Genomic DNA, 26782 nt, shown 5'->3' on the forward strand with positions numbered 1-26782 from the left:
AGGGCTGCGAGAATTACCTCGACGGAAAATCTCCCCGCCCTTAAAGCTTCCTTAATAATATTACGAATTGACCTTAGCTTCCACAATAACCCTCTCGCTCATCGTGCCGCCACAATATTTTTTGAGCAGGGTTTCGAGCTCGACGAGACAAGCTTCGACCTCTTCCATGGAGCTTGCGTCGTTTCCATCGACATCCAAGAAAAGGTTTACCGTTTTTTCAGTAACTTTTGTTTTTTCGCAGTCGCGATAATTCCAGTCGCGAGTCACGGTGTAGTCCGTGGCGTCGAACCAACACAATTCACCAGGCATGATCGGGGCGCTACGTTCATCGCCAATGCCTTGGAATTTTTCTCCGCCTTTTGCGAAATCGAGCGAAAGGGGAAGAGTGCATTGATCGACGTTTAACAGCGCGGTAGCGAGCTGATATTTGACGGAAATCATGTTCGCGATGTCCACGGCCACGTTGATGTTGGGCAAAACCTTTCCCGCTGCCAAACGGCTCATTAAAGCCACTGGGGCAGGTTTGTTGTTTGAAGGTTTTACGCCAAAACCGCGATAAATATCATTGAAGGCTTGGAGTTTTGGGGACTTGTTTTTGAGGGTTTTAAAATCGAGTCCTTTCCATAATTCCTCTCTTAATTTTTCCAAATCCGGATGATTTTTAGCGATTTTTACGCCTTTTAAAATCCCACAACCGACTTTGATTTCCGGAAATCGTTCACGCACTTCTTTGGTCAAAATAATATATTGGGTTTTTAAATCCATAACTTCCACTTTGACGCGCGGTGGGAGTGCAGCGGCATTTTCAAAACGCTGAATCACAAAAGATCGATCCAGGGCCTCCAAAAACCAACCCGCCTGCGGGCCGGATTCTTTTCCGAGCAAGGTTTTGTAAATCGCCCCAAATGCGTCACGTGCCTCGAGCGTTGAAGCTTTTCGGAGTTCGTGAATGGCGGTGTGAAGGGCTTCTCCTTTAAGGACGGCATTGCCACGCAAAACCGCCACAATTTCCTTTAAAAATTGTTTTTGATCCTCACTCAAATCGTGCGCCAAGTCCGGCATGGCTTGTTGGATTTCAAATCGAGCACTATCTCCGGCGAATTCCTTAAGCCACATTTTTGCGTATTCACTGCGCTCCAAGGCCTCTTCACGATCTGCCTCGTGCAAGGGATTCCCTTTCAATTGTTCCACTTCTTTCATCACATCCAAATGCGGAATTTGCACAATAAAAGCCAGGCGCGAAAACCGCGGCAAGAATCGTTTCTCAACTTTTTTTGAATCGAGTTGTGCGAAATGAAACGCTCGACCCAGGTCTGAATTTCCTTCTTTCCCCCCAAAATAAATTTCCGCACATTCGTCGTGATTGTCGTATAACCGTGCGATGGTGTCGCCATCCATATTGAAATCAATGGGCTGATTGGGTCGTGATCGCACCATCAAAAAGCGCAATAACTCGGGGGGAATCATGGCTGAAACCGCTTTTGCTGTGGCGCCCAAACCCTTGGAGGCGCTCATTTTGGCACCGCCAAATAAAATGAATTCATAGGGGACATTGAAGGGGACTTTAGCTCCAAGCACTTCTTGGCAAATCGCTTCAGCCACATCATGGGATCCGCCTGCGGCATTGTGGTCTTTGCCTGCGGCTTCGACATCTACGGGCATGCTGGCCCATTTGACCGCCCATTCCACTTTCCATGGAAGCTTTCCTCGACCATCCCATGGCGCCACTTTGCCTTCGTACCCACATCCTTGAGCCCATTTTACTTTATCTTTTTCGCATCGATATGTGGCTTCCTTCCCATCAAAACCAACGACCGTGGTGCACCCGACTTTTCCGCATTTTTCACACACAATTTGGAGAGGGAACCATTCTTCGGCCTTTTCCGAACCGCTGATGCGTTTGTAAATTTCACGTATTTTGTCCGGGTGCGCGCAGACTTTTTCAATCCATTCGTTGTAGCGACCGGATTTGTAGATTTCACTTGCCGACACCAATTTCGTATAATTTTTCTCATTGAATCCGAGATTGTGAATCACTCCAATAAATTCATCGCCCCAAGTTTGTGCAAAATTGTGCTCCGGGGTTGCTTCACCTGTTGGCCGTCCGAGTTCATCCGGAGCCGGGACATCCTTGAGGGGTTTGCCCATATAGGGACGGTAGGCGTCCTGATCCAGATAAACCGGAAGCCCATCCATGGGATCTGCGTCATTGATTTCATAAAAAAACGTGGCTTTTCTCCCCATTTGATTCAGCGCTTCGGCAAGTACGCCATGTAAAACCACGCCGCGAAGCGAGCCCACATGCACGCGTCCGGAAGCGGTTTTTTCATCTCGAATCAGGATTTCTTTTTTATCCGGAAAGGCTTGAGCGATTTGTTCAGCAATCTCGTCGACCCAAAAAGACATGAAGGAAATTTTAAATGATGAATTTTAAATTTTAAATTGAAATGCGTAAAAAAGACTCAGTAAAACACAAAGCGAATTCTAGAGCAGAATGAGCTGAATATGAAGTGAATTGTTATCGTTCCATGGGCACTCCTTCCATCATTTCTTCGGATTCATGGGCGCGATCGATGTCATAAAAACGCATTTGTTCCTTTTTGAACATAAGTTCCACGCGGCCGGTCGGGCCGTTGCGGTGTTTGCGAATGAACACATCCGTGAGGCCGGCGCGCTCGGTGTCTTCTTCATAATAATCTTCGCGATAAAGCATGAGAACCACATCGGAATCTTGTTCGATGCTTCCGGATTCTCTCAAATCCGACAATTGCGGGATCTTGCTGGGACGATTTTCCACAGCACGAGACAACTGCGACAAGGCGATGATCGGGACATTCAATTCGCGAGCCAGGGTTTTGAGAGAACGTGAAATTTCCGAAATTTCCTGAACACGATTGGTGATGCTCCCTCCCACACCGGAAATACTCATGAGTTGGAGGTAGTCGATGATGAGCAAATCGAGGCCGTGTTCCATTTGAAGGCGGCGGGCTTTGGCTCTGAGCTCCATGATGGATCCGCTCACCGAGTCGTCGATGAAAATTTTGGCGGAATTGAGTTCATCCATGATGGAACCGATGCGTGCGAAATCTTCCTCGTCGAGTTTGCCGGTGCGAAGCTTCCATGAATCCACGGAAAGCAACGAGCAGAAAAGGCGTTCCACCAGTTGTTCTTTGGACATTTCAAGAGAAATTACGCCCACACTTTTGCCGGCCTTGGCCACGTTTTGTGCAATATTCAAGGCAAAACTGGTTTTACCCATGGCCGGACGAGCCGCCACGATCACAAGATCCGAGCGTTGCAACCCGGACAACAAATTATCCAAACTGCGAAAACCGCATGGGATCCCACGGTATTTTTCTTTACCTTTGGCGTCGTGAAGATCGGCGATGCGCTCGTAAGTTACGGCGAGAACATCTTTGATATGAACAAATTTATCTTTGAGAAAATTTTGAGAAATATTGAAAAGAGATTTTTCCGCTTCTTCCAGGAGGGAATCAATCTCTTGAGTTTCTTCAAACCCGAGGCCCGCAATGGTGTGTCCGGCCTTGATGAGTTTTCGTAAAATTGATTTTTGCTGAACAATGGTCGCGTATTGGATGACGTGCGTGGAAGTGATGACCGTGTGCGTGAGTTCGGCGAGATAAGAACGACCGCCAATTTTTTCCAATTCCTCTTTTTCTTCAAGATGATTTGCGAGAGTGATAAGATCGATAGGGCTACGTTTGTGGAAAAGCTCAAGAACCGCACGATAAATCATCGCGTTTTGCTCATAATAAAAATCCTCATGGCGAAGCATGTCGGCGATGCGAATGATGGCATCCTTGTCGATCAAAAGAGATCCGAGAACGGATTTTTCAGCTTCAAGGCTGTGAGGGGGAACGGTTGCGAGGGGGTCCATGTGGAAAATTCTAAATTGGGGATGCGGGATTAGGGGTTCTCAGTTTTGCACAAGTCAGACGAATTGAGAAGGGCATTTTTGTTCATCTTTTTTTAATAAAAAGGTCATCTTGTGGCGCGTAATATGAGGGCATGGAAAACACCATCCAAAAGAATGATTTTCGCCAACGCTTTGGTGATTTGGGGGAAAATTTAGCGGCCCATTATCTGGTTGCCTGCGGGTATCGCATCTTAAAATTGCACTTTCGTGTGCGAATCGGAGAAGTTGATTTGATCGCGCAAAAAGGACGAACTCTGGTTTTCGTGGAAGTGAAAGCGCGCGCGTCTCCCCTGTTTGGAGATGCGGTGGAGGCCGTGAATTTTCAAAAAATTCATCGATTGATTGCAGTGGCGGAAGCGTACCTATCTCGCTATAATTGGAAAGGTGAATTTCGCTTGGATGTGATTGGGTTGGAATTTTCTTCATCTCGTTTCGGAGATGAAAGGAGATTGATTTCCTTGGAACATCTTTGCGATGTTACTCACTGAGCACAGCGAAGCGAGCTTTAACTCCCCCCCTCCCATGAATTTCAATTTGAATTTTCATCAAAAATCCTTACTTATCGGTACGGTTACGGTTGCATTGTGTGTGGCTGTGTTTCTTTGGATTGTGATCTTTAATAAAGGCACGGTCGTATTTTCCGGAGAACCATCCTACACGATTACGATCACAGGAAATCCGATCAAAGGATTGAAAACGATTGAATGTTCCACGAACTCTTGTGCCGTTTCTTTGCCCTCCGGGCTTTACTCCGCAACGCTTAAAAAAGACGGTTATTTTGAAATGACTGCGGATTTTAATGTCATACGAGGCGGGACAACTCCCTTAACCGCAACTTTTGAATTTATCCCGACGGTAACAGAAATGACTGCGAATGAAACGGGAATGATTTCTCTCCCCGAGATTGAGAATTTAAGTGCCCGTTTTTCTCTGGCTATGGATGAAACTTACAAAAAACAACGTCTCGATTATACGGACCCAGCCACTCAGGAAACCGTGACGTGGGCGTATTTTGATCGTCCGCTTGAGAATGCGCTCATTGCAGCTCCTGCATCGTTGGATCGTGCTTTGGTGGTGGATCGTGCTCAAGCCGAGAATATGCTTTATCTTGTGGATCATTTCACCTCTCAACGGACGTATGTGGGAGCACTCCAAAATGTAGAAAATGCTTTATGGAGCTTTTTGCCCAATTTAGTGTTGGTACGAACGGTGTCAACCAATGGAGAAGTGGGTCTTTGGCTGGTGGATACGGATAAGCCTTCGCTCTCCGAACTGCCTCTTTCATTGAGTTTTGAAAAAGTGATTTGGGATGATTCCAATCGAATTATTTTTGCCACGCAACAAAACGTTGAGGCCCTCGAAAGCGCGGCATACGACACTCCGCTTGATGCTCTAAAAGCGCTCTTGAATGGCGACTTGACCGAGGACCAAAATGCGGTGTTTTTTATCGGAGAATACGACCCAAACACCACTATTTATCGCACGCTTTACAAAGCTCCCGAATCCTTAGGGTTGAATTATGACAATATACGGATGGTCTATGTTTCGGATGCTTCGAACGCAACGACTGCAAAAATTTATTTTACGGATGGGGTGAAGGCATATGAGGTGGTGAGGTAATAAGATGCTCAGAGGGGGGGGATAAGGTGTTTCGCGTTCGCGAAACTTTTTATTTATATGGTGACAGATTGCGTTGAAACCTGTCATTGTTCATCTTTTTTTAATAAAACGTTCATGGGCCGCATGGTAGCGTTGGGCCATGCCTTCTCGAATTTATTCCTGCGCCCTGTCGGGCATCGAAGCGTATGAAGTGGAAATTGAAGTCGACATTCTTCAAGGATTGTCGCTGTTCACCGTCGTGGGCTTGGGAGATACGGCCGTACAAGAAGCCAAAGAACGCGTGCGATCCGCGCTTATGAACAGCGGAGCCGAGTTCCCGCGACAACGAAAAGTGGTGAATTTGGCACCTGCGGACACAAAAAAGTGTGGGCCCGCCTTTGATCTCCCGATTGCCGTGGGTTTATTGGTTGAATCCGAGCAAATCCCGCGAGAATCCTCGTGCGACGCATTATTCATGGGCGAATTAGCGCTTGATGGCACGGTGCGACATACAAATGGAATTTTGGCAGCGGCGCTGTTTGCCAAAGAACGCGGTTTTAAGGCTTTATTTGTCCCGGAAATCGATGCCAAAGAAGCCCATTTGGTTTCCGATCTTATGATTTTCCCGGTTCAAAATTTGGCGCAGCTCATCTCACATTTAAGAAAAGAAGCCCTCATTGAGCCGCTCCTAATGTCTCAGGAATTACTCACAAAAAAGAACGGAGATTTACCGCTCGGTCTTTCGTTATTTTCTCATATTCGCGGGAGTGATTTAGCCTTACGCAGTTTGGCGATCAGTGCGAGCGGAGGGCATCATTTACTAATGTCCGGGCCTCCGGGTGCCGGGAAAACGTTGCTCGCGCGTCATTTGCCGCTTCTTCTTCCGCCGCTTTCCGAAGAAGAATGTATTGAGCTCACTAAAATTTATTCAGCTGCGGGATTGCTGTCCCCCAAACGCCCCATTATTACGGATCGCCCGTTTCGGTCCGTGCATCATACCGCGTCCGTGGTGTCACTGGTGGGCGGGGGCTCTATCATTCGTCCCGGGGAAATTTCTTTGGCACATCGAGGCGTGCTTTTCCTCGATGAGATCCCGGAATTCCAGCGCTCGGTTCTTGAAACTTTGCGCCAACCGCTTGAAGAAAAACAAGTGACCATTTCCCGTTCCTCCGGCACCGCGACTTTCCCTTCCAATTTTATTTTTATCGCAGCTATGAATCCGTGTCCGTGTGGTTTTTGGGGAGACGACCAACGCAAATGTCGATGTTCAACGAGTGATCGCAAACATTATTCGCAACGCTTGTCCGGCCCATTGCTCGATCGAATCGATTTGTTTGTAGAAATGCGGCGACTCACGTTTGAAGAGATGCAATCCAAGCAACCACTGGATGGTCGAACACTTTATCTCCAAATTCTTCAAGCGCGAAAAATCCAACGTAAACGTTTTCAAGATCCGCTCATGCTGAACAGCCTTATGACTCCGGCGCAACTTCGAAAGTTTTGTGAAGTCGACGACTCGTGTTTGGAACTTTTAAAAGACGCGGTGGATCATCATTTTCTTTCTGCGCGCGGGTATTCGCGCGTGTTGAAAGTGGCCCGCACCTTGGCGGACATGGAGAAAAGTGAACTCATCCAGCAACCGCATCTTTTGGAGGCGCTGGGGTATCGAAAAAGAGAGGAAAATCCGTAGCATTTCTCCGCGATTTGTTTATAATCGCTTAAGATATGAAAAAACTTCCCAAAAAAGTACTTATTCTTGGCTCCGGTGCGCTTAAAATCGGGGAAGCCGGGGAGTTCGATTATTCCGGGTCGCAAGCCATTAAAGCGATGAAGGAAGAGGGGATTCGGACCGTGCTCATCAACCCCAATATTGCCACAAATCAAACCTCAAAAGGCCTTGCGGATACGGTTTATTTTTTGCCCGTGGATCCGACGTTTGTGGAAAAAGTGATTCAAAAAGAGCGGCCCGATGGGTTGCTTCTCGGTTTTGGAGGGCAAACCGCACTCAATTGTGGACTGGAACTTGAGCGACTCGGACTTTTAAAAAAATATAAAATTCAGGTTTTAGGCACGCCGGTTTCGGCGATTGAAAAAACCGAAGACCGTGAATTATTCAAACAAGAATTAAAAAAAATCGACGTAAAAGTGGCACCGAGTTTTTCGTGCATGTCGATCGAACAATCGTTGAAAGCAGCCCAAAAAATCGGTTATCCCGTGATCATTCGCGCCGCGTTTGCGCTCGGAGGAAAAGGGTCCGGGTTTGCGCTTAATGAAGAAGACCTCAAGCCCTTGCTCGAGTCTGCGTTTGCGTTCAGTCCGCAAGTTTTGGTGGAAAAAAATCTGCGCGGGTGGAAAGAAATCGAATACGAAGTGGTTCGCGACGCCTACGACAATTGCATCACGGTTTGCAACATGGAAAACATCGACCCCATGGGTATTCACACCGGCGAAAGCATTGTGGTGGCGCCGTCTCAAACGCTTTCCAATCACGATTATCATATGCTTCGCGAAATCGCGATTAAGACCATTCGTCATCTCGGGATTGTGGGGGAATGCAACATTCAATACGCGCTTGATCCGCATTCGGATGACTATTCCGTGATTGAAGTGAATGCACGTTTATCGCGTTCTTCCGCGCTTGCTTCCAAAGCCACTGGTTATCCGCTGGCACATGTGGCCGCAAAATTGGCATTGGGTTATTCGCTCATTGAGCTAAAAAATTCCGTGACCGGGACGACTACCGCGTGTTTTGAACCTGCTCTCGACTATCTCGCACTTAAAATTCCGCGCTGGGATTTGGATAAATTCCGTAAAGTGTCGAAAGAAATTACAACAGAAATGAAGTCGGTTGGAGAAATTATGGCCTTAGGACGGAGCTTTGAGGAAGTCATACAAAAGGGCTTACGCATGCTGCAAATTGGGCTTCATGGATTTGTAGCGAATGAAGGACTCGACTTTAAAGACAAAGACATTGAGGGCGCGATTCGTGTACCCACACCGCGTCGCATGTTGGCCATTGCCGAAGCATTACGACAAGGCTGGTCCACTCAAAAAATCAGCACGTTGTCCGGCATTGATTTTTGGTTTTTAGAAAAACTAGCCACGATCGTGAAGGTTTCCAAAGAGGTTGAAAAAACGCCAAAACTCTCACGAGAACTTTTATTAACTGCGAAAAAATCAGGTTTTTCCGACCACCAACTCGGAACGCTTTGCCAAAAAACCGAGATGGAGATGCGCGCTTTACGAACCGGATTTAATATTCGCCCTTGCGTCCGCCAAATCGACACACTTGCCGCGGAATATCCAGCCAAAACCAACTATCTTTACTGCACGTATCACGGCGAAAAAGACGACATCGATTTTCATTCCAAAAAGAAAAAAGCTTTGGTGTTGGGCTCCGGGGCATACTGCATCGGGTCATCGGTCGAATTCGATTGGTGTTGTGTGAATGCGATTCGCACTTGTGCCAAGGAGGGCTACGAAACGCTCATGCTCAACTACAATCCGGAAACCGTTTCCACGGATTACGACATTTGCGACAAACTTTATTTTGATGAACTTTCACTCGAACGCGTGTTGGATATTGTTGAAAAAGAAAAACCCAAGGGCGTGATGATTTCCATGGGCGGCCAAATCCCGAGCAATCTTGCGATGAAATTGTATCGGGTCAAAGTGCCGGTTTTTGGGACTTCGCCGATCGATATTGACCGTGCCGAAAGTCGCGATAAATTTTCAAAAATGCTCGACACGTTGGCGATCGACCAACCCAAGTGGCGCGCTTTTGCCGATGTGCAAGCCGCGTATGAGTTTGCGGATGACGTGGGTTATCCGGTACTGGTGCGTCCTTCGTACGTGCTTTCCGGGGCTGCCATGCGCGTGGCGCCCAACCGCGAAACACTCGAGCACTATCTTGTACAAGCCGCACGTATTTCCACCGAAGCGCCGGTGGTGATCAGTAAATTTGAGCTTGGCGCCAAGGAAATTGAAATCGATGCCGTGGCACATAAAGGTGAGCTCGTGATTTGGGCCATTGCGGAACATATTGAAAATGCGGGAGTTCATTCCGGAGATGCGACTATTGTTTTGCCTCCTCAAAAACTATACCTCGAGACCATCAAACGCATCCGACAAATCACTAAAGACATTGCAAAAAACCTCAACATCACCGGACCGTTTAATATCCAATTTTTAGCGAAAAATAATGCGATTAAAGTGATTGAATGCAATCTTCGCGCGAGTCGCAGTTTTCCTTTTTCTTCTAAAGTTACGGGACACAATTTTATTGAAATCGCGACGCGCGCCATGTTTGGAAAAGTAAAAACCCTCAAAGAACGTCTCAAAACTTATCACACGCTCGACATGGATCATGTGGGGGTAAAAGTGCCTCAATTTTCATTCTCTCGTTTAAAAGGCGCAGACCCGGTTTTGAGTGTTGAAATGGCGTCCACCGGAGAGGTGGCCTGTTTTGGAAAAGATCTCCATGAAGCATTTTTAAAAGCCATGATTTCCGTGGGATTTCGTCTTCCGCAAAAAAATATTTTGGTGAGTATTGGCCGCATTGAAGACAAAGCGGATTTATTGGCGTCACTCCAATCGTTGCATGATCAAGGATTTAAAATTTTTGCCACACACGGCACAAGCCAACTCCTGAATGACAACCAAATCCCCAACACCAAAGTGTATAAAATTGGAGAAAAAGAATCCCCCGGAATTTTAGAAATTCTTTCCAAACGAAAGGTCGATTTTGTGATCAATATCCCCAAAAAATACAGCCACGAAGAAACCTCAGCCGGGTATCATATGCGCCGATGCAGTATTGACCTCAATATTCCGCTTGTGACCAATGTCCAAATCGCCAAACTCGTGGTGGAATGCCTGGAACGCAAGACCCTCGATGATCTTGCGATTGAGCCGTGGGGGAGTTATGTATAACCCATTTACCGACCTCCCCTTTTCCTCTACAATCCCGGTGGATTTGATTCTATTTTTTGTTTTTAAAATTTTATGAAAAAACCTGTAAAAAAGACCTCCAATACTCCTTTACTCAAGCGCGGATTGGCTCAAATGCTCAAAGGTGGAGTGATTATGGATGTGGTGAATGCCGAACAAGCTAAAATCGCAGAAGATGCAGGTGCGGTGGCAGTGATGGCACTTGAACGCGTGCCTTCGGACATCCGAAAAGATGGTGGTGTGGCACGCATGTCAGACCCTAAAATGATCAAGGGAATTCTTGCTGCAGTCTCTATTCCCGTGATGGCCAAGGTGCGCATCGGGCATTTTGTGGAAGCTCAAATTCTCGAGGCATTGGGCGTGGATTACGTGGATGAAAGCGAAGTTCTCACTCCGGCGGATGAGGAATTCCATGTTGAAAAAAATCAATTTAAAATCCCGTTTGTGTGTGGCGCGACCAACCTCGGAGAAGCGCTTCGTCGCATCAATGAAGGAGCTGCTATGATTCGAACTAAAGGAGAGGCCGGAACCGGGAATGTGGTGGAAGCGGTTCGCCATTGGAGAACCATTGATCGTCAAATCAAAGCGCTCAAAGGCGCGAATGAAGCCGCATTAAAAAAGGCGGCTAAAGAAATGCGCGTTCCCGTGGAACTCGTGAAAGAAGTGGCTAAATTAGGAAAACTCCCGGTGGTCAATTTTGCGGCCGGAGGCATTGCCACTCCTGCAGATGCGGCCCTTATGATGCAATTGGGGTGCGATGGTGTTTTTGTGGGTTCCGGAATTTTTAAATCCTCAGATCCTGCCAAACGCGCCAAAGCCATCGTGGAAGCCACCACTCATTTTAATGACCCAAAAGTGGTTGCTAAAGTTTCTGAAAATTTAGGAAATGCGATGGAGAGCCAAGAAATTTCGAAATTAGAAAGTCGATACGCGGAAAGAGGTTGGTAAAAAAATATTAATAATTTTAACCCCTTCCCTATGAATTCTTTTCGTTTTCGTCCTGCATTTTTGAGTGGAATATTTTTTATTCTTTTATCCACTTTTATTTTAAGTGGATGCGCAAAAAATACGGATACGACGGCGGACAATACCGGGATAGCGAATCCCGCTTCAACCTACTGCGAAGACCAAGGGGGGACGCTGTCCATCCAAGAAAAATCGAATGGACAATATGGGGTTTGTTTTTTTGAAGAAAACCGTCAATGTGAAGAATGGGCTTTATTTCAAGGGGAATGCCCTGTGGGTGGAGTGAAAGTCACGGGCTGGATCACAGATCAACAAATTTACTGTGCTATCACGGGAGGCACCGTTGACATGAAAATCAATACCTGCAAAAAAGGAGAGACCGTGTGCGATTTAACGGATTATTATAATAACGCTTGTCTTTAAAGTTATTCTTTTTTCTCCGATTTTTTCCTTTGGTCCATTTTTAAAATCTTTTTGCGTAAGCGCACTCGAGTGGGTGTGATTTCCGCGTATTCATCCGGCCCAATATATTCAATGGCTTTTTCCAAAGTCATGGGCACGATGGGAACGAGATACAGCGCCTCATCGGTCCCGGAAGCGCGAACATTGGTGAGGTGCTTGTTTTTAATCGGATTCACGGTGAGATCCGTACCGTGGTTGTATTCGCCAATGATCATGCCCTCGTACACCTCGGTGGCGGCCACAATGAACAAAGGCCCGCGTTCTTGCAATTTCCACAATGAATACGCCATGGCGGTCCCGGTTTCTCCCGAGATCATCGATCCCACAGTGCGTTTCACGATTTTCCCCATATAAGGTTTGAACCGATCGAAGGAATGATACAACGTCCCTTCTCCTCGAGTTTGAACCAAAAATTGCGATCGAAAACCCAATAATCCGCGTGTTGGAATTTCGAATTCCATTTGCGTATTTCCATTTTCGGATTGCATATTCAACATGATCCCTTTTCGTTTGGATAATTTTTCAATCACCATCCCGGCCATTTCGTCCGGGACATTCACGATGGCCAATTCAAGAGGTTCCATTTGGACGCCATTTTCCTCATGCATAATCACTTCGGGTTGAGAAATTTGCAATTCAAAACCTTCCCTGCGCATGGTTTCAATCAAGACCGCGATGTGCATTTCTCCTCTGCCGTACACACGGATGGCATCGCTATCGCTTCGGAATTCAATGCGCAATCCCACGTTGGTTTGCAATTCTTTTTCCAATCGTTCGCGAATATGGCGACCCGTGACATAGGTGCCTTCCGTTCCGGCAAACGGTGAATCATTCACCCGAAATTCAACCGCCAAAGTCGGGGGATCCACTCGAATGGCGGGCAAGGGCTCTACACTGGGATCGTTGGTGATGGTTTCGCCCACATACACGTCCGGAATTCCGGCCAAAGCCACAATATCTCCGGCACTCACTTCCGGCACTTCTTTTCGTTCCATGCCTTCGAACGTGAATAATTTTGAGATTCTGCCTGTACGTTTTTCCCCCTTTGGAGTCATTACGGTGACAGGATCATTCAAACGCAAAACGCCTTCGTACACACGTCCCACCGCCAAGCGTCCCAAGAAATTATCATAAGCCAATGTGGCGGGTTGCATTCGGAAAGGCGCGTCTGTTTTTTGCTCCGCGGGTTTTACGTGCTCCAAAATAAAATCTAGAAGCGGATGAATATTCACTTTTTCATCCGTTAATTTACGGATGGCGACTCCTTGTTTTGCGTTCGTGTAAATGGAAGGAAAATCGAGTTGTTCATTGGATGCCCCCAGCTTGCCAAATAAATCAAAAGTCAAATCAATCACTTTGTCGGGACGGGCGGTGGGTTTGTCGATTTTGTTGATGATGACTAAAACTTTATGGCCCAATTCCAGAGATTTTCGTAGTACAAATTTGGTTTGCGGCATGGGGCCCTCATAGGCATCCACCACCAATAAAACCGCATCCACGGTTCTTAAAATACGTTCCACTTCCGACCCGAAATCCGCGTGCCCCGGGGTATCCACAATATTGATTTTTACGCCTTTATAGATGATAGAAGCGTTTTTGGCATAAATCGTAATCCCTCGTTCTCGCTCCTGATCATTGCTGTCCATGGCACATACTTCAATGCCTTTTCGAGCGTCAAAATGTTCGCTGGCCTTGAGAAGAGCGTCCACCAAAGTGGTTTTTCCATGATCGACGTGTGCGACAATGGCGATGTTGTAAATTTCCATAAAAATAAACTTATAAGATTCTCTGAAAGATATCCTTACTCTAAACGGAGATCTTTTACAACAAAAAGAAACTGTTTTCAACTAGGGGGCGCGAAGCTTTTTTTGAATCTTGTTGGTTTTCATGATAAAAAGGGGCCGCACTCTTTATTTTTCTTTATGAAATCTCATCCGCCCATTGTCGGGATTCTTGATCTGCAAGGCGATGTTATTGAACACCGCCGAGCTTTGGTTCAATGCGGAGCCACCGTTGTTTCCGTGAAAACCGCAAATGATTTGGCAAAAGTCCAAGCTCTGGTTCTTCCCGGAGGGGAGAGTACCGCCATCGGAAAATTACTCCATTGGAATGGATTGGCCGAACCCCTCAAACAACGTGTGCGAGCCGGCATGCCGGTGTACGCCACCTGCGCAGGATCTATTTTGCTTGCAAAAACAATCACCGGACGAGAAACCGCGGCCAATTTGAAGCTTATGGATATTACGGTGGAGCGTAATTTCTACGGGAGACAAATGGATAGCTTTGAAACCTTGATTGATGTTCGGTTGGGGAAAATTTCAAAAAAAATTCCTGCGATTTTTATTCGCGCTCCGCGTATCAAAAGTATTGGTAAGACGTGTAAAATCTTGGCATACTGCGATCGTGATATCGTTTTGGTTCAAGAGAAAAAAATGCTGGTTTCGACTTTTCATCCCGAACTCACCGATGATCGCACTATCCACCGTTATTTTTTAAGCCTTATCCCGTTACAAGCCCTTTAAATGGATACCAAACAACTCGAAAAACACATTCTGGCGATCTTAAAACTCATCGGAGAAAACCCCAAACGTGAGGGCCTTCTCGACACCCCAAAACGGGTGGCAAAAGCGTATGAAAAACTTTTTTCCGGATATGAAAAAAAACCAAAAGATATGGTAACGGTTTTTGAAAATGAAGGTTATGACGAGATGGTGATCGTGAAAGATATTGAATTTTATTCCACGTGTGAACATCATGTTTTGCCCTTCTTTGGAAAAGTGCATATCGGGTATATTCCGGATAAAAAAATCATCGGACTTTCCAAAATGCCGCGTTTGGTGGAAATGTTTTCGCGCCGACTTCAAAATCAAGAACGGCTTACCTCTCAAATTGCGGAAGGGCTTATGGACATCCTTCACCCCAAAGGAGTTGGCGTAGTGGTTGAAGCCAAGCATTTTTGTATGATGGCGCGCGGTGTTGAAAAACAAAATTCCATGATTTTAACGTCTGCGGTGCGAGGACTTTTTAAGAAAAATCTCAACACACGAACGGAGTTTTTAAGACTTATTGGCAAAGTGTAAAATTATGAATTCCATCCCCAAACCCATTCAAGACTTGATCCAAGCCTTTTCTCGACTGCCGGGCATTGGCCCCAAGACCGCGCAACGATTGGCAATGCATCTTTTAACCGCATCGGATGCGGTGGCCCGAGATCTTTCAAATGCATTAAAAGATTTAAAAACGTCCACCACGTTTTGTTCCACGTGTTTTCATTTGACTACGGAAAATCCGTGCTCCATTTGTTCGGATTCGTATCGCGACACATCGCTGTTGTGTGTGGTTGAAGAGCCGGTGGATCTTATTTCGATCGAAAAAGCCGGGAGTTACAAAGGGCTTTATCACGTGCTCCACGGGCATCTTTCTCCTATCGATGGCATTGGCCCGCAAAATCTAAAAATTCATGAACTTCTTTCACGACTCCAACCTTCAAATGGTTCGCAAAAAGCCACAATGATTCGTGAAGTGATTTTGGCCACCAACCCCACGATGGAAGGCGAATCCACGGCGCATTATTTACTGAGTCAAATTAAGCCGCTCGGGATCAAAGTTACTCGAATTGCGCGGGGACTTCCGTCCGGAGCGAACATTGAATATGCGGATGACGTTACTCTGACTCAGGCGATGGAGGGGAGAAAAGAATTCTAAAAACAAGCGGTCAGGAAGAATTTTTGTTCGCCAGACACGAACGAAGTGAGTGTCCTTAAGAAAAATGCTCCATTTTCAGCTATATATTGAATTTTCAATAATTCGCTGATATTCAATGATCTTCTCAAGCGCATTCCGCTGTGCTCCATGCGTATCCTTAAAAATGCTTACAAAAATTTCCCTTTCCCGCTTGTTTTAAAATATTTTAACTTTAAGCAATCATTGATGTTTTTAAAATCGCCGCCTTTGCTTCTTGATTTTTTTTGAGGCGCTCAAAAACGCTCATTTCCTCTTTTTCAACATCGTATTCTTCATCGGTAAAAAGTAAATGAATAGCCTTTTTCACGCGTTGAATTTTTTTATTATCCATGGCTTTTGCTCGAAATAGTTTCACCACATTATTGTCCGGATCTCGTTTCGCCAACCGATCGCAAATTTCAATCACTTCTTTATATTTTCCTTCATTCATCCACATGCCCATAAGTTCAACTACCACGTTTTCTTCGGCTTTTCCAATCGTGGAAGGACGCGCATTTTCTTCATCCGTGAAGACCAAATAAGTGGTGCGTTTTTTACTTAAATAAATCACCAAAATAAACCCGAAAATCACGATCATGGCCGCGTCAGCCATCTTATTCATTTGTAAAGAAAAATTGAATAAAGCATGTAGCCCCATTCCCAAAAACAACCCTTGAAATATTTTTTGTAAATTAAACATGTTTTTATTTTGCAAATTAAAATGACGTTGGGCCCATCCTAAAACCGGATGCTTTTTCCCGGACCAATGGTCCAACTCTAAAACCGGATTTCCAAATTTCCCAATCGCGTAATAATAACCGACAATCCCGGAAAACAGCATGTGCCCGGCCGTCGTGTACGTGGAACGAAAAATCACGGCCGCAAAAAGATCCTTCAATTGCCCCATGTGCGCAACGCTGTAAAAATACAAAATATTTTCGGTAAAAGCGAACCCTAGCGCAATGACAAAAATATAACGCATGGCATCATTCACGGATTTAATTTCCACTTTGGCCCAATGCAAATGGCGTAACATATTGAACTTGGTAACTTCTTCAAAGGCTCCGATCGCGACGTACGTGAAAAGAAAACCCAGATTGACGCTGGTCACACTTTGCTGCGCCAGGGCGTACACATCGAATTGGGGATAAAGGATCCAGAGGTATTGAATGGCAAGAATCGGTATTACGGAAAAAACGCCAAAGAAAAATACTTTTACAAGATTTTTCTGAGTGGCTCTATTTTTCCCGAACATTAATTTCATCCAGATGAGTACCGGGAGAAACGCCAACAAAATGGCGACGACAAGTTGTGGGATGGATAAAGCGCTGAAATCCGGCATGGGAGTTTATTTTTGTTTTTGAAACTAACACATTGACAAACTGTCGTAATTTATTGTATCATATCCTAATGCGATTTGCAATTTGTTCATTCTGACACTTTTCATTTTCATCCTTTAACCAAATAAAATGAAAAATAAAAAAGTTTGGATTGCTGTGGGCGTGCTTTCCCTCGCGCTCGGGGTTGGGTTGTATTCCTCGGGAACTATTTTCCAAGGCGCGTTTAAGCCCCTCCCTGCTTCTGATCGTGACGGCGATGGAATTCGTGGTTCTGCGGATCTTTGCCCTCTCCAAAACGCCACGGGGTATGATCTCAATCTCGATGGTTGCATCGATGACACGGATGGAGATTCCATTAAAGACAACGTTGACCTCTGCCCCACCGTTGCGGCTGTATCAGGTTATGACTTAGATAGTGATGGCTGCACCGATGATACCGATGGCGACACCATTACTGATGATCTTGATGCTTGCCCCACCGAAGATGCCACCGGGCATGACGCGGATAGTGATGGGTGTATTGACACTGACACTACTGCGCCTCTTGGCACCATCACGGTATCCCTTTCCGATGATCCTATTTTGGATGGAGTGGCTATTGCCGGAGACGATTCTTCTTCCGGTCCGCTTCTTGTCGCCCGATACAAAGTGTATGCCTCAGGCGAAGATTTTACGGTAACGGGGATGCAATTTGAAAATGATTCCGACGACACCAACTCTTATGAAGATGATGACGCCATCAATACGGTTATTTTGACGTATCCAACCTCACTGGATGCACCTACGGTTTTGGATGGACGCGCTTCGACAATTTTGATCGCAGGGAAAGCCACTTTTACCGGATTGAATATGGCGGTTCCCGAATCTATGAGTGGAGATGAAAATGCCATTGAGGTGGAAGTGTATGTCACAACCAATGAAATCACGACAGGTGGCGCTTTTTCATCCGGGACTCAAATTGAAATGGACTTCGATGCAAGGGATGAGTTTTATGCTATTGGATTAACCTCCGGAGCCACAGTTACGGAATCTTCTTCTTATTTTGGAACCACAAGAGACGTGGATGCCAATGAAATTGCGCTTTATAAGGCATTGCCCAGTTTTGCCATTGATGATTCGACCACTTCTCCATGCTCTGGAACTTTAATCGAAAGCTCCACAACGAATGTTTATTGTTTCGGGGTTACCGCCAACGGCGGAGCAATTGCTCTTTATGAACTCAACTTCACGGCTGTCCCTAATCTTTTGAATACCGGAATGTCTGTTGGTCAACTCGCCTACATGAATGGTTGGACGATCACGGAATACGATTCTTCCGGTTTGATTGGTTCGTCACTCGGGAATGGAACATGGAATTCCCTTGATCATGGAGTAACCATCACTTTCACCAGTGAAGAAGTGATAGCTGAAGGCACCACCTCTTACTATGTTGTACAAGCTCCAATAACCTATACGGATAGCACCGACACTTCCAGCTTAAGTGTGTATCTCAATCAAGACATCATTTATTACGGCAGTACCTCCGCGACTAGGGTCTATGAAAACATTGTTTGGTCTGATCGCTCAGCTTCAGGCCACTCCACGTCCACCTCAGACTGGACCAATGGGTATAAACTTGATGGATTGCCTACAGCTACATTGATATCCGAAGAATAATTAAAAAATCATTTTAATTTTAAAAGGGGCCCCAACAACCACAGGGCCTCTTTTTAATTCCCTTTAATCTCAAATAAACACCCTCCCGACCCGCTCAAATGTGCGTTGGGGTATTGTTTTTTGATTTCGGGATTTTGAGTGAAAAACTGAGATTCAAAGTCGTTATGAAGGAGAGAATTTAAAATTTTTGAATCTAGCGGTGAAGATTTATTTTTTAAAATTTCTAAAAGTATTTCTGTGTCTGATGTGCGTTTTCCACATTCGTTTAAATCGAGAAATTCGTACGCGTCTTTTGTGAGAACCGGAATGTGGGTTTGGATGATTTCGATGGTAAAATTTTTGAGTACTGGAAGGGGAGTGATTTGTTCGCCGTAATGTGAACCCAGGGCAAGACCGCCATGAATGAAAAAAGGGACATCCATGCCGATTTGGGCTGCGATTTCTAAAAGCTCTTTCGTAGATAATTGCAAATCCCATAATTTATTTAAGGCTTTGAGGGTGGTCGCGGCATTGGAAGAGGCGCCGCCGAGGCCGCCGCCGGGGGGAATATTTTTAATGAGTTTTATGGTGAAACCCTGAAAATTTTCTGCGTCTTTTTTTACATGCGCGAGCAAGGCTTCGATGGCGCTCATGATTAAATTTTCCGATCCGATTGGAACTTCTTTTTTATCACATTGAATGGTTATTCCCGGTTCTTTTGACTTCTCGAAAATTAGCTCATCCGCCAAAGATGGCACTTCCGCAAAAATCGTTTGAATGCGATGATAGCCCGAAGGATCCCGCCCTAAAACATCAAGGGTAAGGTTTACTTTAGCCGGGGATTTTAGCGTGAATGGGAGCATGAAATTTTAAATGATGAATTTTAAAGTCACCACTGCAAAGCATTGCAATCCTTCGCCTCGTCCAAAGGGCGTCAAATCCTCTCCGCTGGTTGCCGTGATGCCGATTTGGCCCTCGGTAAGCCCTAATATCGTTGCCATACTTTTTTTAAGCCGCGGGGTCAGTAGGTCGATCTTTGGCCTTTTCCCTTCCAACTGAAAGCCGACATGATGAATTTTAAATCCTTTTTCATTCATTTTCTTTAAAATTTTATCCAAATATTTTCGACTGTTTTTCACTCCTTTTTTAAGGCACATTGGATCTGCAATTTTCCCCAGAGAATAGCCCTCACCGAGCGCTTGTAATAACGCATTGCACAAGGCGTGGATCATCACGTCTCCGTCCGAATTTGCGATCATTTTGGGTTCTTTTTTCAAGAAAACTCCACCCAATGTCAGCCCCTTTTTTGTTAAAGAAAATCGATGACTGTCTTGCCCAATTCCGGTGCGTTGAGTTCCTCCTTCGATTAAAAATCGCGCTAAATCCAAATCTCGTTGCGTTGTGATTTTAAAATTATACGGGCTCGCAAGAATCCACTTTGGCTGAAGCCTCAATTGCTCCACCAAACTCATTTCATCCGTGCCTTTTAGGCGTTTTTTAAGCGCTTTTTTATACAAATCGACAGTCATGGCTTGAGGCGTTTCCGCTTGCCCCATGGTCTCGCGATTCACGGTTTTTTCAATAAAACCGTTGTGAAGTTTTTTCAATGTTGCGGTGGCCGGATGGCCCACGCATGCGGCTCCATATTTTTGACTCGCGCGGAGGACTTCCGTGATTTCTTTTTGTGTGACCAATGGATTCGCGGCGTTGTGAAAAAGGACAATATCGTTGGGTTGTAAATTTTTTAATTTTTTAAATCCTTGAATTGCACTTTCTTGCCGAGTCCCACCTCCCATCGCCACAATAACCTTGCCTATTTTATGATCCTTGAGCCATTTTTTAGCCTTATCATTATCTTCTCGACGCACCACCAACACCACTTGCTCGACCTGCGGATGACTTAAGAAAACATTCAATGAATACGCGAAAACCGGTTGGCCCCCTATCTTTTCCCACTGTTTTGAAACACCAGCGGTTCGCACACTTTTTCCGGCCGCCAACAGAACAACTCTACCTATTGACTTTTTTATATTTTCATTCATAATTCCAATTTCTTAAGAAAGAGCCCCGTTATTATAGATCGATCTTACTTTTTAAAGAAATTTTTATGGCAGAAACCGCTGAAGAACTTCACTTGTTCGCGGTTGATGATGAAACTCCAAATCGTATAATGGCTTCTCGCGTTGCAACAAGCGCTCAGTTTATCCCTCATATTTGCCCGGACGGAACCGAATTCATGGCAGCCATTCAAGCCCATTTATCTCAGTCTCAACAACCTCCCCGCGGAATTGCATTGCTGGATGGGATGGTTGCTCCCGGCTCACACGGGGTAGAGCTGGTGCAAACATTAGATGAAGCCGGATACCTTGTGCGAAGAAACCAAATCTTAGAGAGAGGCCAGGTTGATCGTGCTTTCCTTCTTGCCTTTCTTTACTCCGGAGGGATTGATTCTACCATGACATCCCTTCTCCAAAAGCAACTCAATGGTAGATTATGGACTGGGCTTATGCTGAAACCGACTATGCTTAATAAAGTGTTTCCTTATCTTAAAGTCCTTGTTTTAAACAATGACCCGGCTGCGGTGCAGGCTGCATTGGAGTATTTCGACACAAAAACACAAGCATTTTTAGACACCATTGATCAGTAGTCTTTTTAATACACGCTCTTTAAATAACATTTTTCGCAATAGACTTTTGCCGGAGACTCGGGCGGATAAGAAGTTAAAATAGCCTCATGGCAAGCGTCGCACAATCGGCTCCACAAGCGTCGCGGGTTGCGTTGCGCAATGCGCTCGAGGTGCCGTTGATCCGGATGTTTGCGCGGGATCGGGAGATTTATGCGACGATAAAAGTCCAATTCCTGCGGGATGATTCGATAATTACGCCCTGTTTTTTTACACGCCAAAATTTCGTAACAAATGCTGTCCGGCACGTCTTTTATATTTTGTGGAAGGGTCACGGATTGAGGTTGAAATTCCTTTTGATCCTCTTCTTTCCAACACCATTGTTTTTCTTTTACTTGTTCGCGAGTGAGTGGAAAATATTCCTGGGCCACGGTCTCGTTGTACGCAAATGGGCTGATGGAAATGGGAAAAAACTCACCCCATTCTTTTGTCTTTTGCATGTGCGCAATCAGGAGTGGCACTAACTCTTCATATTCCACTTTTGTGTATTGTTTATTAAAAATACAATACTTGCGATTCCTCAAATTCGTACACCCGAAAAGCGATTCGCAATTCACACAATAATCGGAATAAAAAGTCTCATTGGTATGACGGCAAAACAATGAAAAAAAGGTCCGCTTGGTGCTGTACATTCCCAGGTATTCGTAACACAACTCGTTTTCTTCCGTATAATTGTTGTCGTAACAATCCTTGAGGTCCACCACTTGAGCACAGTAGGCACAATCCTCGCATCGGTCTGCGAAAAACGACTCGTGCGTGTTTTTGGAATTAAACACATGACTGCCGCTCACATTTTCCGAATGCGTGGCCAATAGGGCGCGATGAGGCATTATTTTTTTGAGTTTTTCAAGTCCCTCTTTCATTTTTTTATGGTGGTCGGGGTTGCATAAATCGATGGCCTTTTTTCGCTTAAAATATTCTCCTTTAGTCAATTGTTTATTGAACAAACAATATTCTTTTTTTCGAAGCCCCATGCACCCAATGCACTCCGAACATCCCTGTAAATCAAAGCAATACAAAAGATCGTGGCTGTTGTTGCAGTCCTGACAATACATGCCTTGATACAATTTTCGGCAATCCATGCATTCGTAACATAATTCACAGTCGCGCAGAACCAAAGTGTCTACGCAATTTTTGGAATAATACGGCGATCCATAATAACAATCCTCCGAGTAAACTGACCCAAAAATAAGGTAACTATTTTTTGTGTCTCCGGTGAAATTGCAATAATCACTGTTCACATTATTCACGTTGAGCAATGCAATCCGTGGCACGACCCGAATCAAGTCACTCAACTGATCGAAAAAAGGGCGATTCCAATCGATGGACCGACCATAATCAATGCCATCCCAGTTGCTTTGCCACCACACATCCTGCGCATAAATTTTATAAGGACTTCCCGGGGGATACATGGAAATAATTTCTTTACCGCTGCCATTGCATTTGTTTTTATACAAATGGCGTTCGTTGCGAAAAGCGAACCGGCGTTGCTGGCGACAGAGTGGGCAATGAGTGGGCTCCGGGATTGAAAAAGATTGCTTTCCGATTTTAAAAGCGATTTTTTCATAAAATTCCCGGTCTTGGTTCGAGACCTCAAACGGCTGTCGGCATTGGATACATTGTTTTTGACGCATGATTGCAAAATTCTAAAAAGATGCCTCAAACGTAATTTATTGTTACATTATTGTAAACATAAAAATCTTTTGTCTTGATTTTTTACCTTAAAAAGGCCTAAAATTACTGTGCATTATCTTGCACAACAATGCTCCAACAAACTCCTATTACCGAATTTCTGGAAAAATTAGGCTTTGACGAAAAAGAAAGTCGAGTGCTTTTAAGCGTGATTCGTCTTGGCGCGCAACCTGCTTCCGTGATCGCCAAACACTCCAAACAAGATCGCACCACCACGTATCGTATTTTAAAAATGCTTTGCCAAAAAAAGATCCTGGCGCAATCCAATCATCACGGAGTCACGGTTTTTTATCTTGAAAAATTGTCCGATATTTCCCGCTACATTGAACAGCAAAAACAAAAACTCGAAACCCTTCGTAAGGAATTTGAGGTGCTTTCTCCCGACCTTTCAGCCTTACGTTCCAGTGTTCAAGAACTCCCCCGAATCCAAATTTACGAAGGGTATGATCGACTTGAAGCGTTTTATCGCGACATCATTGATCGCACCTTGGAACAGGGACTCCTGTTGATCCGCATTTTGGGTTCCAACACCTTCAGTCAACAGCTTGAACGCAAAGATTTGGGAGACATCATCAAAACGTTTGAAAAAGACATGAAACAACACGCGATCGAGTCCGATATTTTAATCGCGCAAGGAAATCTCACTCGGGAATGGCTCACTCAATTGCCGTCGTTTAAAGCCATGGCGGATTTACCTGCGGCCGGAGGTGCAACGAATGTGATTTTAGTGGGAGAGAGTGTTTTCATGGTTTCGTTCCGTGATTTTCCGGTGGGAATCCGCATCGATCATCCGGACATTGCGCAGACCATGCACTTTTTGTTTGATATGGGACGGAAAAAAATTTAAAAACCATCTATGAAACCCTATGAAAAACTAGCTTCTTTGTATCAGCAAAATTGGGGTACGTTCAGCCTAGGATATTTAAAATTACTCGATCACATTTCCCGGAAATTTAAATTTTATCCTTCTACGATTTTAGATATTGCTTGTGGAACCGGGAATTTACTTTCCAAGCTTCATAAGCAAGGCTTTAAGGTCGTAGGTTCTGATATTTCTCCTGAAATGATAAGCGTAGCCAAAATAAAAAATCCTTCAATTGAGTGGAAAATAATTGATATGTCTAAGCTAAATTTAAAAAGGACTTTCGATTTAATTCTCTGCCCATTTGATTCACTAAATTATCTTTTAAATGATAAACAAGTTGACTCCACTTTTTCTAAAGTCTACAAACATCTAAATAAAAATGGATTTTTCATTTTTGACATAAATACTCCGAATCTTTATGAGGCAAAACATCACGGCATTATTAAAAGAGAGGTTAATGGTGTGAAATTTAAACAGATATTGAAGTACGATTGCGTCAAACAACTGGCTTCCACTACTTTTGAATTCGGAACTGATGAAAACGAAAAGCATATTCAAAAAGCCTATCCCAAAGATGGGATTACGAAAAAACTAATTTTCCATAAATTTAAAATATTAGACACCTACGCAGATTTAAAATTCAATAAAGTAAAAAAACTTTCCGAAAGAATCTTTTTTATTGCTCAAAAATAAAAAGTGCCTTTTTAATTTCTTCATAAATCCCTAAAAACCCAATTTCCCCATTTAAAAATTCCTGAACGGCTTTTTCGTTGGCCGTCACCAAACGAGCTGGAGCATCGCCCCTGAGTTGTACTGCTTTTTTTGCCAACCTTATTCCCTCCAATACGGTTTGATCCGCCGGGAAAAACTCAAGTTTTTGATTTTTTAATATATTCTCCGAAAATTTAAACGCTTTAAAATCCATGGGACTGCGATCCGGATAATGCAGGGCAAAATGAATCGGAATTTTCATGTCCGGGCACGACGCATGCATCAATAAATTGCCGTCTTTTAACTGCACCATTCCGTGCACTAGTCCTTGCGGATGGATCAAAATCTCAATTTGATCATAATCGAATCCGAATAAATGATGCGCTTCGATGATTTCAAATCCTTTATTCATGAGGGTTGCGGAATCGATGCTGATTTTATTCCCCATTTTCCACACCGGATGCTTTAGCGCTTGTTGAGTAGTGACTTTTTTTAATTCTTGCTTGGATTTTCGCCAAAAGGGACCGCCCGAGCATGTGAGAATAATTTTGGCCACGTCCTCTTTTTTCACGTTTTGCAAACATTGAAAAATAGCCGCATGCTCGGAATCTACTGGGATGATTTGGGCTCCGGTTTTTCGGGCGAGTTTCATTAATTTTTCACCTTCCATCACAAGGGCTTCTTTATTCGCCAAGGCAATGGTTCGACCCTGCTCGATCGCGCTACGTAAAGGGAAAATTCCGGCTTGTCCGGACACGGCAATCAACACTAAATCCGCCTTTATTTTTCGCACAAAATCCGACAAGCGCCGGGGTTCATCTTGTGTGAGTAAAACATTATCCGTTTGAAATTGTTGAGCTTGTTTTTTTAATAACGCGGCGTTTTTATTTGCGCTCAATCCCACTACTTCGAACGCGTCTTTTTCTTTACGAATCACCTCGAGCGCTTGCGTGCCGATGGAGCCGGTGGAGCCGAGGATGAGAATGCGACGAGGCAAAGGGAAAGAAATTAAAAATTATAAATTTTAGACTTTAAATTGAGAATCCGTTTTGGAACGGATCAGCGTCAAAAATTCTTTAAGAAGGTCTTTTTCCGGAATACCGCTTTTATAAAGCTTGCCTTTGTAATAAATATTGCCCTGTTTTCGGCCTCCGGCAATGGCGAAATCCGCTTCCCGCGCTTCCCCCAAAGCATTTACGGTACATCCCAGGACTGAAATATTGAGAGCTCCTTTGATTTTTTCATCACGAATCATGGCTTTAACGGAATCCACTAAAGCCAAAAGGTTGATTTCGGTTCGACCGCACGTGGGACAAGAAATAATATTGGGTTCTTTTTTATAAAAATTTAAGGATTTTAAAATTTCTTTGGCTGCCCGCACTTCCTCGCATTTGTCATGCGTAGTGAGAGAAACGCGTAACGTATCGCCAATGCCCTGACGTAAAAGCACACCCATACCGACTGCGTTTTTAATACATCCTTCAAAGGTCGGGCCGGCTTCGGTGACCCCCAAGTGAAAGGGAACATCACCCATTTTAGCCGCCAATTCATAGGCCCGAATCATGTCCGGTACATGACTGCTCTTGATCGACAATACGAGATTTTTAAAATTTCGATCTTGGAAAAACCGAACCCACCGTTTGGCCGATGCCACCAACGCTTCGGGTGTGGGGTGGCCATATTTTTCCAATAAATCTTTTTCCAAGGACCCGCTGTTCACGCCGATTCGAATGCAGGCTTTGTGTTTTTTCGCTTTTCGAATAAGTTCTTCCAGCGATTTAATCCCGATTGCATTCAATACAGACAACTTTCCTTGTGGAGCGATCATATTCCCCGGATTGATTCGAATTTTGTGCGCACCTTTTTCGAGTGCCAAGGAAGCAAGCCGTGGGTCGTAATGGATGTCTGCGATCAAAGGAATGTGAATTTTTCGTAAAATGTCAGGAAGAGCATCAACGGCTTTTTGGTGAGGCACGGCCACACGAATCAAGTCACACCCTTCCTTTTCGAGCTCCAAAATTTGCTGAATCGTGGCTTTTGTGTCTTCTGTTTTCGTGGAACACATCGACTGAATCGCGATCGGATGATTGGCGCCTATTTTAACATCCCCGATCGTGGCGAGGGCGGTTTTCCGGCGAGAAATAAAATTTCGAGATTTGATTTTCATAAGACTTTTAAAAAATGCCATTCACGGGATGAAATTGCAAGAGACGCTCCTG

22 protein-coding genes are annotated in these 26782 nt (G+C 44.7%); 13 read left to right on the forward strand and 9 right to left on the reverse strand.

The annotated features are described in order from the left end of the window. Nucleotides 1-60: 60 nt before the first annotated feature. Both lysS and dnaB read right to left on the reverse strand, forming a co-directional pair. Nucleotides 61-2406 (reverse strand): lysine--tRNA ligase, encoded by a 2346-nt coding sequence (gene lysS / locus WC882_03565; GenBank protein MFA5842720.1) that lies wholly within the window; start codon nucleotides 2404-2406, stop codon nucleotides 61-63. Nucleotides 2407-2518: 112 nt separating this feature from the next. Next, entirely contained in the window at nucleotides 2519-3898 is a 1380-nt protein-coding gene (gene dnaB, locus WC882_03570; protein MFA5842721.1) for a replicative DNA helicase, read from the reverse strand. A gap of 131 nt (nucleotides 3899-4029) precedes the next feature. On the opposite strand from dnaB, the gene WC882_03575 reads away from it, so the two are divergent. From WC882_03575 to WC882_03600, 6 genes are all read left to right on the forward strand, one after another. Further along, nucleotides 4030-4446 (forward strand): YraN family protein, encoded by a 417-nt coding sequence (locus WC882_03575; GenBank protein ID MFA5842722.1) that lies wholly within the window; start codon nucleotides 4030-4032, stop codon nucleotides 4444-4446. A gap of 13 nt (nucleotides 4447-4459) precedes the next feature. Beyond that, complete coding sequence (locus WC882_03580) at nucleotides 4460-5557, forward strand: hypothetical protein (protein MFA5842723.1); 1098 nt, start codon at nucleotides 4460-4462, stop codon at nucleotides 5555-5557. A 139-nt stretch (nucleotides 5558-5696) separates the two neighbouring features. After that, nucleotides 5697-7226, forward strand: coding sequence for a YifB family Mg chelatase-like AAA ATPase (locus WC882_03585; GenBank protein MFA5842724.1), 1530 nt, complete (start codon nucleotides 5697-5699; stop codon nucleotides 7224-7226). Nucleotides 7227-7261: 35 nt separating this feature from the next. Further along, nucleotides 7262-10468 carry a carbamoyl-phosphate synthase (glutamine-hydrolyzing) large subunit gene (gene carB / locus WC882_03590; protein MFA5842725.1) on the forward strand — a complete coding sequence of 1069 codons (3207 nt, stop codon included), beginning with the start codon at nucleotides 7262-7264 and terminating at the stop codon, nucleotides 10466-10468. A gap of 72 nt (nucleotides 10469-10540) precedes the next feature. Beyond that, nucleotides 10541-11434, forward strand: coding sequence for a pyridoxal 5'-phosphate synthase lyase subunit PdxS (pdxS, locus tag WC882_03595; protein ID MFA5842726.1), 894 nt, complete (start codon nucleotides 10541-10543; stop codon nucleotides 11432-11434). 30 nt (nucleotides 11435-11464) lie between these two features. Further along, nucleotides 11465-11875, forward strand: a complete 411-nt coding sequence (locus WC882_03600) for a DUF333 domain-containing protein (GenBank protein MFA5842727.1) — start codon at nucleotides 11465-11467, stop codon at nucleotides 11873-11875. 2 nt (nucleotides 11876-11877) lie between these two features. Here WC882_03600 and typA read toward each other — a convergent pair whose 3' ends face one another. After that, nucleotides 11878-13680 (reverse strand): translational GTPase TypA, encoded by a 1803-nt coding sequence (gene typA / locus WC882_03605; protein MFA5842728.1) that lies wholly within the window; start codon nucleotides 13678-13680, stop codon nucleotides 11878-11880. Nucleotides 13681-13836: 156 nt separating this feature from the next. On the opposite strand from typA, the gene pdxT reads away from it, so the two are divergent. The 3 genes from pdxT to recR are packed head-to-tail and all read left to right on the forward strand — an operon-like array spanning nucleotide 13837 to nucleotide 15619. Next, entirely contained in the window at nucleotides 13837-14436 is a 600-nt protein-coding gene (gene pdxT, locus WC882_03610) for a pyridoxal 5'-phosphate synthase glutaminase subunit PdxT (GenBank protein MFA5842729.1), read from the forward strand. Next, nucleotides 14437-14994, forward strand: a complete 558-nt coding sequence (gene folE, locus WC882_03615; GenBank protein MFA5842730.1) for a GTP cyclohydrolase I FolE — start codon at nucleotides 14437-14439, stop codon at nucleotides 14992-14994. 4 nt (nucleotides 14995-14998) lie between these two features. Next, nucleotides 14999-15619, forward strand: coding sequence for a recombination mediator RecR (gene recR / locus WC882_03620; GenBank protein MFA5842731.1), 621 nt, complete (start codon nucleotides 14999-15001; stop codon nucleotides 15617-15619). Between the two features lie 211 nt (nucleotides 15620-15830). Here recR and WC882_03625 read toward each other — a convergent pair whose 3' ends face one another. Continuing rightward, entirely contained in the window at nucleotides 15831-16979 is a 1149-nt protein-coding gene (locus tag WC882_03625) for a PrsW family intramembrane metalloprotease (GenBank protein MFA5842732.1), read from the reverse strand. 127 nt (nucleotides 16980-17106) lie between these two features. Between WC882_03625 and WC882_03630 the strand changes: the two genes are divergently transcribed. Beyond that, nucleotides 17107-18633, forward strand: a complete 1527-nt coding sequence (locus WC882_03630; protein MFA5842733.1) for a thrombospondin type 3 repeat-containing protein — start codon at nucleotides 17107-17109, stop codon at nucleotides 18631-18633. 53 nt (nucleotides 18634-18686) lie between these two features. Here the strand turns inward: WC882_03630 and ispE are convergent, their stop codons facing one another. After that, a complete protein-coding gene (gene ispE, locus WC882_03635) occupies nucleotides 18687-19475 on the reverse strand; it encodes a 4-(cytidine 5'-diphospho)-2-C-methyl-D-erythritol kinase (GenBank protein ID MFA5842734.1) in 789 nt (262 codons plus the stop codon). A gap of 6 nt (nucleotides 19476-19481) precedes the next feature. Next, nucleotides 19482-20654 carry a 2-C-methyl-D-erythritol 2,4-cyclodiphosphate synthase gene (gene ispF / locus WC882_03640; GenBank protein ID MFA5842735.1) on the reverse strand — a complete coding sequence of 391 codons (1173 nt, stop codon included), beginning with the start codon at nucleotides 20652-20654 and terminating at the stop codon, nucleotides 19482-19484. A 65-nt stretch (nucleotides 20655-20719) separates the two neighbouring features. On the opposite strand from ispF, the gene WC882_03645 reads away from it, so the two are divergent. Further along, nucleotides 20720-21259, forward strand: a complete 540-nt coding sequence (locus WC882_03645; protein ID MFA5842736.1) for a hypothetical protein — start codon at nucleotides 20720-20722, stop codon at nucleotides 21257-21259. A 5-nt stretch (nucleotides 21260-21264) separates the two neighbouring features. Here the strand turns inward: WC882_03645 and WC882_03650 are convergent, their stop codons facing one another. After that, on the reverse strand, nucleotides 21265-22929 hold the full coding sequence (locus WC882_03650; GenBank protein MFA5842737.1) for a hypothetical protein: 1665 nt from the start codon (nucleotides 22927-22929) through the stop codon (nucleotides 21265-21267). A gap of 128 nt (nucleotides 22930-23057) precedes the next feature. Between WC882_03650 and WC882_03655 the strand changes: the two genes are divergently transcribed. Together WC882_03655 and WC882_03660 are read left to right on the forward strand one after the other, a co-directional pair. Beyond that, entirely contained in the window at nucleotides 23058-23834 is a 777-nt protein-coding gene (locus WC882_03655; GenBank protein ID MFA5842738.1) for a helix-turn-helix domain-containing protein, read from the forward strand. 9 nt (nucleotides 23835-23843) lie between these two features. Next, the gene (locus tag WC882_03660) at nucleotides 23844-24545 is read left to right on the forward strand and encodes a class I SAM-dependent methyltransferase (GenBank protein MFA5842739.1); all 702 of its coding nucleotides are present in this window, start codon (nucleotides 23844-23846) and stop codon (nucleotides 24543-24545) included. Here WC882_03660 and WC882_03665 read toward each other — a convergent pair. Together WC882_03665 and ispG are read right to left on the reverse strand one after the other, a co-directional pair. Then, nucleotides 24529-25560: a 1-deoxy-D-xylulose-5-phosphate reductoisomerase gene (locus tag WC882_03665; protein MFA5842740.1), complete on the reverse strand. Its 1032-nt coding sequence runs from the start codon at nucleotides 25558-25560 to the stop codon at nucleotides 24529-24531. The genes WC882_03660 and WC882_03665 overlap by 17 nt on opposite strands. Nucleotides 25561-25587: 27 nt before the next feature. Next, the gene (ispG, locus tag WC882_03670; GenBank protein ID MFA5842741.1) at nucleotides 25588-26730 is read right to left on the reverse strand and encodes a flavodoxin-dependent (E)-4-hydroxy-3-methylbut-2-enyl-diphosphate synthase; all 1143 of its coding nucleotides are present in this window, start codon (nucleotides 26728-26730) and stop codon (nucleotides 25588-25590) included. Nucleotides 26731-26782: the final 52 nt, after the last annotated feature.

Source organism: Candidatus Gracilibacteria bacterium, from assembly GCA_041658685.1.
In the GTDB taxonomy this organism is placed as follows: domain Bacteria; phylum Patescibacteriota; class Gracilibacteria; order UBA1369; family UBA12473; genus JBAZZS01.